9 protein-coding genes and 2 pseudogenes are annotated in these 11,723 nt (G+C 26.9%); all 11 read left to right on the top strand.

The features are described from left to right. The first annotated feature begins 16 nt into the window (after positions 1 to 16). A complete protein-coding gene (locus HMPREF0631_RS02155) occupies positions 17 to 391 on the top strand; it encodes a RidA family protein (protein WP_002843139.1) in 375 nt (124 codons plus the stop codon). A gap of 65 nt (positions 392 to 456) precedes the next feature. Beyond that, positions 457 to 1,025 (top strand): annotated as a pseudogene (locus HMPREF0631_RS09625) (transposase family protein). A gap of 466 nt (positions 1,026 to 1,491) precedes the next feature. After that, on the top strand, positions 1,492 to 1,689 hold the full coding sequence (locus HMPREF0631_RS02145; RefSeq protein ID WP_002843110.1) for a hypothetical protein: 198 nt from the start codon (positions 1,492 to 1,494) through the stop codon (positions 1,687 to 1,689). Positions 1,690 to 1,762: 73 nt separating this feature from the next. Beyond that, a complete protein-coding gene (locus HMPREF0631_RS02140; RefSeq protein WP_002843117.1) occupies positions 1,763 to 4,195 on the top strand; it encodes an FtsX-like permease family protein in 2,433 nt (810 codons plus the stop codon). A gap of 69 nt (positions 4,196 to 4,264) precedes the next feature. After that, on the top strand, positions 4,265 to 4,975 hold the full coding sequence (locus HMPREF0631_RS02135) for a S8/S53 family peptidase (protein ID WP_002843136.1): 711 nt from the start codon (positions 4,265 to 4,267) through the stop codon (positions 4,973 to 4,975). Beyond that, positions 4,975 to 6,207, top strand: coding sequence for a radical SAM/SPASM domain-containing protein (locus tag HMPREF0631_RS09550; RefSeq protein ID WP_002843116.1), 1,233 nt, complete (start codon positions 4,975 to 4,977; stop codon positions 6,205 to 6,207). Before HMPREF0631_RS02135 ends, HMPREF0631_RS09550 begins: the two co-directional genes overlap by 1 nt. Before the next feature lies 1 nt (position 6,208). Further along, positions 6,209 to 7,210: a radical SAM/SPASM domain-containing protein gene (locus tag HMPREF0631_RS02125; protein WP_002843141.1), complete on the top strand. Its 1,002-nt coding sequence runs from the start codon at positions 6,209 to 6,211 to the stop codon at positions 7,208 to 7,210. Between the two features lie 176 nt (positions 7,211 to 7,386). After that, complete coding sequence (locus HMPREF0631_RS02120) at positions 7,387 to 8,637, top strand: radical SAM/SPASM domain-containing protein (RefSeq protein WP_002843111.1); 1,251 nt, start codon at positions 7,387 to 7,389, stop codon at positions 8,635 to 8,637. A 61-nt stretch (positions 8,638 to 8,698) separates the two neighbouring features. Next, a complete protein-coding gene (locus HMPREF0631_RS02115; protein WP_002843106.1) occupies positions 8,699 to 9,376 on the top strand; it encodes an ABC transporter ATP-binding protein in 678 nt (225 codons plus the stop codon). Next, a complete protein-coding gene (locus tag HMPREF0631_RS02110) occupies positions 9,363 to 11,111 on the top strand; it encodes an ABC transporter ATP-binding protein (RefSeq protein ID WP_002843096.1) in 1,749 nt (582 codons plus the stop codon). The genes HMPREF0631_RS02115 and HMPREF0631_RS02110 overlap by 14 nt, the downstream gene beginning before the upstream one ends. Before the next feature lie 235 nt (positions 11,112 to 11,346). Further along, positions 11,347 to 11,723: pseudogene (locus HMPREF0631_RS10405) on the top strand (transposase); the annotation flags it as partial.

Raw genomic sequence — 11,723 nt, 5'->3', positions numbered from 1 at the left:
AATAGGAGGAATTAAAATGGAAGTAGTATTCACATCAAAGGCTCCAGCAGCAGTTGGACCATATTCACAGGCAATAAAGGTAGGAAACGTAGTATATTGTTCAGGTCAGATACCACTAGTACCAGAAACTGGTGAAATAGTAGAGGGAGATATAAAGGCTCAGGCAAAGCAGTCTTTAGAAAACGTAAAGGCAGTATTAACAGAAGCTGGTGCTACATTCAGCAACGTTGTAAAGACTACTGTATTTATAGTTGATATGGCTGATTTCGGTGCTATAAATGAAGTATACGCTGAATACTTTGGCGACCACAAGCCAGCTAGATCTTGCGTAGCTGTTAAGGAACTTCCAAAGGGAGCTAGAGTAGAAGTAGAAGTACTTGTAGTTTTATAATTTGAAACTATAATAACAATTTTAAAGATAATATTTGAGGAAGCAGTGATGCTTCCTCTTCTAGTATAACAGAAATCTTGGGAATTAACGATAAGAATTTAGTAATTTTAGGTAACGAAAAAGAAAATATCAAGGGGATAGAATATACAGTCCTAAGGGGAAAGTTTTCATATAGGCCGACTTGCTGCCCTAGGTGTGGTATAGTCAATGAAAATTATGACATAACTAAAAATGGAAGTCAGACTGTAAAAATACTTTTTTATAGGGTTAATACAAACCCAATGATATTGATGATTAAAAAGCAGAGATTTTTCTGTAAGCATTGTGAGTCAACATTTATGGCCAAAACGCCTATTGTAGATAAGGGGTGCTTCATATTTGAGTATTTTAATTCCTATCCCTTGAAGGTCAGAAAAAGGGTAGAATATGTGACTAAAGACATTTACAAGAATAGGCACTTTAAAAATATGACTATACAAATGCTATGGTGAATGGTAAAAACAATAAGATAAAGGTGATTAAAAGAGTATTCTACGTATATAGAAGTTTTAGGAATTTTAAGGTAAGGATAATGCTAATGGAAAGGTATAAAATACAAAAGGGCAACATCCAGAGCTATAAGTTTACTACATAATTTAATAAATATTATTAACTTAAAGTATCACCAACGTTATTTGATATAGAGCTTAAATTAGTATATGTTTTTTATGTCATTTTTAGGGTATTTTTTGACAATTTTGACAAAAAATACAACAATATATTAAAATATTATATATAACAAATAATAATAATAAAATTATGGAGGATATTAAAACATAAAAAATATTTGATTTAATAGCTCACCTAACAACCATAAATTTAGATACATAGATTTTGTGTGTAAATAAAGAGGAACTACCAAGTAATACAAGCGATGAAATCAAAAGACTTAGTGCAGAAAATAGTTGTGTTTTAGGTGGTGTAAATTCACTATCAGAAGACGTAAAGCACGAGATAAGAAATATTATGCGTGTTATAAATACTTGTATAATAGACATATAATTTAGTTGTAATATTAATATATTAATATAAAAATAAAAAACCAAAAGGAGGAACATGCAATGAAAAATGATAAGAAAAAAATAAGGTTGGGTATTTTAGAAAAGGAATTACCAATAGAAGATATGCAGATAAATGGAGATCCATGCTATTATGTTTGGAGAGACTATAGGAGAAGGCACGGAGTTGACTGCGACGTGGATTGTACCGCATGTGGCCCTATTGTTAGAAGATGTCCATATGGCACTGATAAGTATTAAAATAGTCAACATAATAGGTGGTTTTTACCACCTATTATGTTTTATGAACAGTTAGTTAATAGGAGATGATTTTATGAATATGTATATTTTGGGGTTGAAATATATAAAAAGTCACGTAAGAAGGGTTATATATTTGAGTATAATCATAGTATTTTCACTGGTAAGTTTAGTTTCAATATCTATTGCTACTAAAAGTCAAATGATAAATTCAAAGAAATTTATCGATGAAAATTCAGCACTCTATGGAGCTGTAGCAAATAATATAGATAAAACAACACTAGATAATATAAAAAATAGTAAACGTGTAGATAAGGTATATCAAACAAAAAATATAGGAAAATTCATTGAGAACAATGGTAAGATATTACTTTTAGAAGAGTATAACGAAAAGGTGAATGAAATTAGCAAGCTCAAGCTGATTTTGGGGAGATTACCATTTAATGACGAGGAAGCCATATTGTTAGATGGGACTGGAAATCATAAAATCGGAGACTATATCGATGGAGTTGTAAAAGTAAATTATGAAGAAAATGGAATCAATAAAATTAGGTATATTTCAAAAAAGATCAAAATAACTGGCATTGTATATAATAAGATTAAGTCAACTGAGATGAGGGGGATGGATCAATTATACATTAAAATGGGAGATGGTTTTAAAAATATAATTCCAGACAAATTTAACGCATATATTAGTTTTAAGACTGGATTTAAGGATCCAGAGGGTGAATCTTATGGATTAAATACAGAATTAAACTTACCTCAAAATCTAGTCACATATAATAAAATATTAACAAATACGGAAAATACATATAAGCAATTTTTTATTGCTTCACCAGAAATAAAAAATTTAATTTTAGCAGGTATACTATTTCCGTTAGTTTTCTTGTTTATTGCATCTAGAGATGTATTTGCAGATGCTGCCCTTCTTAGGGTTGTAGGCTCAAGTAAGAAAAAAGTATTTTTTATCTTTGGTTTAGAAAATGTACTAATTATATTAATTAGTAATATTATTAGCTTTATTTTATCATATTATGCATCGTTAATTTATATGAAAAAAGTAAACTTCACCTTGTTTTCTGACGATCTATTTAGACTAATGGATAAAAGCATACATATGGATTATAGAACCTACATAATTTCCTTTGTTATTTCGATTATACCTTTTGCAATTGTTTTCTTATATGAATTTTATGTGATAAATAATTTAAGTGTAGTCGATTTAACCAACTATAATCATAGAAGAAAAGAAATCAATAGAATCTTACTAAGACCAACTACAAAAATACATAAGAAACTATTATTAATAAATATACAAAAAAATGCTATATATTTGATGGTACCGGTTATTATGTTGAGCTTATCACTGTCTAGATATGTAATTAATATTAATAGAGATTATTTTGATAAGAATGTTGATTCTTCAGTAAATTTTTTTATGGGAAGAGAATATAACCTTACAAACTCAAGTAATATTTATAGACCAAAATCCAACTTGAATGATAGAAATATAGGTAGGTTTAGAGATGATAATAGAATTAATAATATTGTTACTAAATCTAGTAAAGGGGCCTATTTTATCAGTAATGGAAAGATGTTCAATGAATACTTTTTAAACAATAGAGATTTAAATGGTAGAGAAATAGAAACAGTTATCACAGGAGTAGATGATGACTTCCTAATAAGAAATGGATTTATAACAAATAATAAATTTAAATCGACTTTAGAATACCCGGTAGCCTATCTTAGATCGAAGGTCTATAATAAATTAGAAACGAAGATGATACCAACTATGAAAAATATAAAAGTTGGAGATGTAATAAAGATCAAAGTTGCCCAATACTCCAATGGAAGAGAAGCCTACAAAACGAAAAAAATTATTGTTGGTGGATTTATTGATGATTCAAAATGGTCAAGAAAAGTAGTTTCACAGTTGCTACTTCCTGAAATAATCACTGATACAGATAATTTTAAGAAATTAGTAGGATATGGAGGTGCTGATGAAATAAATTTCAATTATAATGGCAATAGTAAAAATCTAAGAGCATATATGGATAAAGTGTTAGGAAAGAATAACTACAAAATTATATCCGAAACCGAATTTAAGCATATTGATCAATATGAGCATAGATTATTAATGAAAAAAATTATTGTAAATATTATTTATATTTCAGTGCTGTCAATAATAACAATATATACAAGCTTAAATATGATTTTTGAACAAAGAAAAAGAGAAAATACTATAATGAGGCATATTGGTCTATCGAAAAAGAATATGATACTTATGTATATCAAGGAGAGTGTATTCTGGGCGATATTTTCAGGGGCAATAATGTTTGGAATAGTATCGTATAAATCAATTCATGACTACTTAGTTAATATAAAATATCTTGGTGACGGATATAAAATGATATTTAGTTTTGAGACGGTATCATTAGCAACATTATATGTAAGTGTATTGTTTGTTTTGGTTTTTATTGTGGTTTTAAAAAAGAGGATTGAAGAGTAGAATATTATACATTAAAATAAATAATATGTAGTTAAATAAATTATTAATATATGATTTAGGAGAGGTGTAATGTTATTAGTTGCTATTATAGATACTGGTGTTGATTTTTTTGATGAAGAAGTTAAAAGAATGAAATTTGTAATGAAAACAACAAGGCCATTTGATGATAGCTCATTTTATAATTTGAGTGACATTAATGGACATGGAACTATTGCAATTAAACAACTTAATGAGCTTTTATTAAAAAAAGATGATGTATGTGTTATACCGATTAATATTTATGGAGAAAAAGGGATAGTATCATCCACAAATATGGTAGAAGTATTAGATAAAATACTTGATTTAGATATTAATATAATTGTTTCTATGAGTTCAACGTTCAATTATAATGTAAAATTAAATTTTTATGATCTAGCAAAGAAATTCAGAGAAAAAAATATTATATTTATAAGTTCTGATTCTAATAAATACCCCAAAGATATAGTAGGAAAAGATTGTTTTCCTGCATGCTTAGAAAATGTATATGGTGTCAGAGCTGATAATGAAATATCAAATGATACTGAATTTAAGTATGATAGCGATAAAAAAATACAATTTAAAGTGTCAAATAAAAGTCAAACTTTTATATTTAAAAATAAGGAAATGGTTTTTAGAAAAAATAGTAGAGGTGCTATTGTTTTACTATCAATATTTTTAAATGCTATAAAAGATGCAAATATAAATACAATAAATATACAAAGTATAGAAAATAAACTAGAAAAAGAGGGGGTGTTTTTTTAATGAAACTCAATAAAAAAGTTATTATTAGATATAAGAATGATATTGCATATATCTATGTATATAATTCAAGAAAGCATGTATTTATTTCTAAATCGTTATTAGAACAAATAATATATGCAAGCGAGATTGGTTTAACTATAAATGAATTTTTAGAGTTTTTTAAAAAAGACGATCGTACATATGTTGGAGAGGTTTTGGATATATTAAAAAAAATAGAATATATTTATGAAAAAAGTTTACATGCTGAAAATATGATTGATACAATATATCTAAAATTAACAAATGCCTGTAATTTGAGATGTTCACATTGTATTACAAATTCAGGAGAAAAAGTAAAAGAAGAGTTGGGCTTATATAGTATTTTAGATTTTATAGATAAACTTAAAGAAATAAAGGTTAATAAGTTGATAATTACAGGAGGAGAACCACTCATGAAAAAAGATTTTAATTATATAACTGAATATTTGAGAAAAAAATTTAAATATTCTACTATTATTTTATCTACAAATTCTCTATTAATAGATGAGAACAATATAAATTTTATAAAAATGTACGATAAGGTAGAAATTAGCATTGATGGAGTTGATGAAGAATCATGTTCAAAAATAAGAGGAGAAGGAGTTTTTGAAAAAGTACTGGAAAAAATTGATTTATTACAAAAAAATGGATATGAAAGTATAGGATTATCAATGGTATTTGGTGAAAAAAATAAAGCTATGAAGGATGATTTCCTTAAGCTTAATAAAAAGCTAAAAACTACACCATTATGCAGATCTTTTGAATTTATAGGAAGAGGGAATACTAATTATAATGATTTTTATAAACAAAAATACACGCTACCTTTATATACAACTCAAATATATTGTCAGGATGATATAATAGATTCCAGGAAAATTAGTTCATGTGCATGTGGAATTTATAAAAACATGTTATTTATAGATGAAAGTGGAGATGCATATCCTTGCCATAAATACTCTACCATCGATCTTTATAAAATGTTTAATATAAGAGATATAAAAGCAAGTAGTGATATTATTTTTAATATTCAAAAAATGGACGAATTTGAAAAAATCATCACTTTTAAGGGTACAAAATGTGAAAAATGTGACGTCAATGTATTTTGTTGGTCTTGTCCTGCTATTTTTGAAGTTGCAAAAAAAAGTGATAAAATCAATCTATGGTGTGATAGAATGAAAAATCCGTTAAATAAAATAGTGTGGAGAGCGATTTAATATGTTAATTTCAGTTTTCATTACAAATAGATGTAATATGAAATGTAGTTATTGTTATGAAGGTTTATTAAAAGATAAAAGTTCTTTTAATAGTAATAAAATAGAAGCCTTAATATCATTTTTAAAAGAGATACTTGTTGACGATGAAGTATTAAAAATAAATTTGCATGGGGGAGAGCCTTTACTAAAATTTACAATTTTAAAAGAATTAGTAAATAAGATTGAGAGTGAATTCAATGATAGAAAAGTATTTTTTGATATGACAACGAATGGAAGTATTTATAGTAGAGAAATATCTGATTATATACTAAAAAAAAATATAAACTTATCTATTAGTTTTGATGGAGATGAAAATACTCACAATGCATGTAGAAAATTTGCTAATGGGGAGGGAAGTTATAATATAGTATTAAAAAATTATAAAAAGTATTTAGATGATGGAGTTACAGTGAGATGTAGAATGACGATCAATAGATTTAATATAAATGGAATAACAAAAGGAATAAAAAAGCTATACAGTTTAGGGGTTAAAATTTTTTCCCTTACATTTGATATATATGAAAAAGAATGGAACAACTTTATAGATAAGGTTGAAAACTTATATGATGAGCTTATAAATATTAGTAATAATCTAGATATTAATATATCTATTGTTGATAAATCTTATATTATAAAAAAACAAGGCGATTGTTTTGGTGGATTGACGTCATTTACGGTAACCGCAAATGGTGATATTTTTCCATGCATATTTGTCACAAATAAAAAACAATTTAGATTAGGCAATATTTTTAAGTATAATTATAAAGCGATTATAACACGTATGAACAATTTTCATATGAATAGAAGTAAAGAATTTATGAAGTGTGAACTTTGTGCAGGGCAAGAAATATGCAGTGGACAAAGATGTAAGTTGATTAATTTTACTGTTAATAATTCTTATACAGAATATTGTAAATCGTTTTGTTTGTTGACAAATATGATTTCATCAAGATTATTAGATTAGTCTTTAAAAATTACTAGAAATTAAATTTATGGAATATAGTGCCATTATACTAATTTTTCTATAATTTATAAGTTGAAAATATAAATAGTTATCTTATGTAAGGATAATAAAATCTATAAAATTAATAATTAGAAAGATAAATGCATTATTAAATAACATCATATGAGGAGGTTGTGATGGAATACTATATACCACCAAACAAAGAATTGTATTATTCTGTAGATGAAAAAAAAGTATATTTGACAAGAAAAGGTGTGAATAATTGGGTTGAATTGCCAAAAATATTATTTGAAAAAGTTGTGTTTAATAAAGAGTTAAAAAATTTTTCGGTTGAATATATCGGAGATAATTTTATATTCGAAGATGAAAAAAAAATATACTATAAATATATTGAAATATTGAAATTACATGGAATGTTAGATTTGCATAAAAAAAATGGCGATAAAATTTGTAAAGGCAATTATAATTTGGAAAAATTGATTATACAAATTACTAATCGTTGTAACTTGATGTGTGACTATTGTTGCATGGATTCTTCAAGCAATAATATAGAGGAAGAAGATTTTATTAATACTGATACAATTAAAAAGATTAAAATATTGAAACCAAAGCAAATTGTTATTTCTGGTGGAGAACCTTTAGTGAAAGATAATTTATTTGAAATATGTGAATGCATAAAAAAAGAATTTAATACGAAATTGAGTCTTTCTACAAATGGTACATTAATAGATAAGTTCAATTCAAAAAAGATAGTAAACTATTTTGATGGGATAGATATTTCACTTGATGGACATAACGATAATACATGTTCACAAATAAGAGGTAAGGGTGTATATGAGTCAGTTATCAGAGGGATAAACCTATTAAGGGAAGAAAAATATATTCCTATTAGTTTATCAACTGTTATTGGAAAATTTAATAGGGAAAGTGAACAAAAATTTATAGATTTATGCAAAAAAATAGATGTTAATCCTAATATTAAGCAATTTATGTCTTTAGGTCGTGGGAATAATGTCAAAAAGAAATATTTAAACAATGATTTAGACACTATTTATTATGATGATATTAATTTGATTGATCAAATATATGAATACAAATCAATTAATTGTATGGCAGGATATAACCAAGTATTTATAGATAATAAGGGAGATCTTTTTCCATGTCCATTGCTTGCAAAAGAAGAATACAAATTTGGTAATATAACTTCTATCTCCAATGAAAAAATTATAGAAATATTCATCAATAAAAAACATGAAATATTTGATAGATTAGAAGCATTAATGATTACAAATCAGAAAAAATGCAAAAAATGTAATAGATCTATTTTTTGTTTTAATTGTATTGCAATAGTTGATAAATTAAGGGAAAATAAAGAAGTTTTTGAACATAATTGTAATAAAATGAAATTGATTTTTGGAATTGAATAATGCTTGTATTGTTGAATTATAAAAGTATTGAAATTTTTAATATTTGAACGAGGAATAAACTATGAAAAAATTATTAGCAAATAACATAAAAAAATATTATGGCAAAGACGATTGTATAGTAAAGGCGGTTGACGATATTTCTTTAGAAATTGAATGTGGAAAGTTTACTTCAATTGTAGGTACATCGGGTAGTGGAAAATCAACATTACTTCACTGTATGGCTGGCCTTGATAAACCAACATTTGGAAATGTGTATCTAGGAGAGAATGATATTTATACACTGAGTGATGATGAGTTATCTAAAATAAGAAGACAAGAATTTGGATTTATATTCCAAAGCTTTAACCTAATACCAGTCCTTAATGTTTATGATAATATAATCCTACCAATCCAGTTAGATGGAAAGAAGGAAGACAAGGAATATATTATGTCTATAGTAAAAAAGGTTGGCCTAGAAGACCAGCTAAAGAAGTTCCCTAATGAATTATCGGGTGGTCAGCAGCAAAGGGTGGCAATTGCAAGGGCCCTATCCAACAAGCCTGCTATAATATTCGCAGACGAGCCTACAGGAAACCTTGATAGTAAGACTACTGAAGAGGTAATGAGTATGCTTAGGTCTACTGTAAAGGACCTAAACCAGACCCTACTTATGATAACTCATGATGAAAATATAGCAAGGCAGGCGGATAGGCTTATTACTATAAGTGATGGGAAAATAATAAGTGATGAAAAAAAATGATAAAAATATTAATAACATTAAAAAATTCTTAAAATATGTGTGTAAAAATAATAAAAAGAAGATATGTATATCTGCGATATTTGTGATATTAGTTACAGTATTTGATTTGTATCTTCCACTCTTACTAAAGAAAATAATTGACAAGGGTATTATGGAGAAAGATATAAATATATTGTTAAGGTTTGTTGTAATATATTTTCTGATCCAACTAATGTCAATTTTGATTGAGTTTATACTTAATTATATTTATTCGCTGATGAGAAACTCTATTGCAATAAAAATTAGGCTTAAGATACTAAAACATATATCTGATTTATCGGGAAATTATTACACAAACAAAAAAACAGGGAATGTACTTTCTATTATACAGTCGGATATAGATGCAATAGAACGTCTGGATGCAGAGTTAGTGTTTTCTTTAGTGAAAGATTTTTTTACAGCCATAGCAGCATTATATTTTATGATTCGCCTACAGTTAGACTTATTTTTGTTGGTTGTAGTATTACAACTATTATTATTCTTATTGCAGAGAATTTTTACTAAGAAAATACATGCAAATATAACAAAAATAAGAAAGGAGTATGGAGAAATTACTAATGTTGTACAAGAATATGTGCTAAACATTATGAGTGTAGTTATATCAAAATCTAGAAAATTTTTTATCTCAGATTATATAAAAAGAGAACGTAAGATGATATATAAAAATATTAAGACAGATATGTTATATAGTGGTAATATTTCTGTAGCAATAGCTATAAATTCAGCAATAACAATGATACTATATGGATATGGTGGATATAAGATTATAAGTGGAAATTTAACATTAGGAACTTTGTTGGCATTTCAGAGTTATAGTGCGATGCTGTTAGGACCATGCATGAGTATTGTAAATGCAAATAATAGAATTCAGCAAGCAAAAGTATCTGTAGATAGAGTGTATAGTCTATTAGATGAAAAAAGTGAAATAACAGATATTAAAGACTCTATAATATTAAATAAAGACAATATAGAAAAAATTGAGTTTAATAATGTTAGTTTTAGTTATACCAGCCACGAAAGAAAAGATGAATATGTTCTAAAAAATCTTAATTTAGTTTTTAGTAAAGACAGTGTATGTGCTTTAGTTGGAAATAGTGGATGTGGAAAATCAACAATTATAAATTTGCTTTATAGACTTTGGGATGTTGACTCAGGAAATATACTTATCGATGGAAATAATATAAAAAGCGTAAATTTAAATTCACTAAGAAAACACATATCTATAGTAACTCAAGACTGTATAATATTTGATGCAACAATTAAAGAAAACATTTGCCTAGGAGAAAAGATAAGTGATGAACAATTACAGTTGATTTGTGATAAGGTAGGTCTAAGCGAGTATATATCTAGTTTAAAGGAGGGTATAAATACGAAAATTGGTGAAAGGGGAGTTAAAATATCTGGAGGGCAAAAACAGAGGATTGCAATTGCTAGGACAATACTTAATGATAGTGACATTATTGTTTTGGATGAAGCTACATCAGCACTAGATAACATATCACAAAGCAATATAATAAAAAATTTAAAAGGATATTTGAATAATAAGATTGTAGTAATAATTGCTCATAGATTATCTACAATCAGGGATGTAGATAATATTTACGTCCTAAAAGATGGTAAGGTCATAGATAAGGGAAATCATAAAAATTTGTTGAGGCACTCAGACCAATACAAAAAGTTATATTACAATGAATAATCGGATATTCAATTAATATATGAGTTATATATTGATAATTAAGTATACGGAAATTTTTAAGCTATTAGTTCTAAGGAGAGTATGGATAAATTCCAACCCTCATATTTTAGAAGATAGATGAAATTTTATTTATGGTTGATTGTATAATCAATTTGTACAACTAAATAAAAAATGATTCATTGCGAATCCTGTGTTAAAATATAAGTCACAACACAAATACATACAGGGGTCCACAATGAATCAACTTAATTTTAACACAAAAAAGAGAAACTTTAAACACCTAAGTGAGTATGAAAGAGGAGAAATTTATGCCATGATCAAATTAGGTTGCTCAATATCTTCTATTGCTAGGCACCTAAAAAGGTCAAGAACCACTATTTACAATGAGCTTAAACGTGGCAGGGTAGAACAAATAAGAAATGGACACAAGGTCATAGTGTACTACCCCGATGCGGGACAAAGACAGTATGAAAAAAACAGAAAAAATTCAAAAAAGAAGTTCAAGGTATTAGAATGTATAGATTTTATCAAGTTTGTAGAGAAATCATATCTCAAAGACCAAAACATATAGAGCACAGAAAAGAATTTGGACATTGGGAAATAGACACTGTA

It is taken from the genome of Peptostreptococcus anaerobius 653-L, from assembly GCF_000178095.1.
Classification (GTDB): domain Bacteria; phylum Bacillota; class Clostridia; order Peptostreptococcales; family Peptostreptococcaceae; genus Peptostreptococcus; species Peptostreptococcus anaerobius.
Note: the sequence above shows the minus strand (reverse complement) of the source record. Positions and strands in the feature narration are given on the sequence as shown.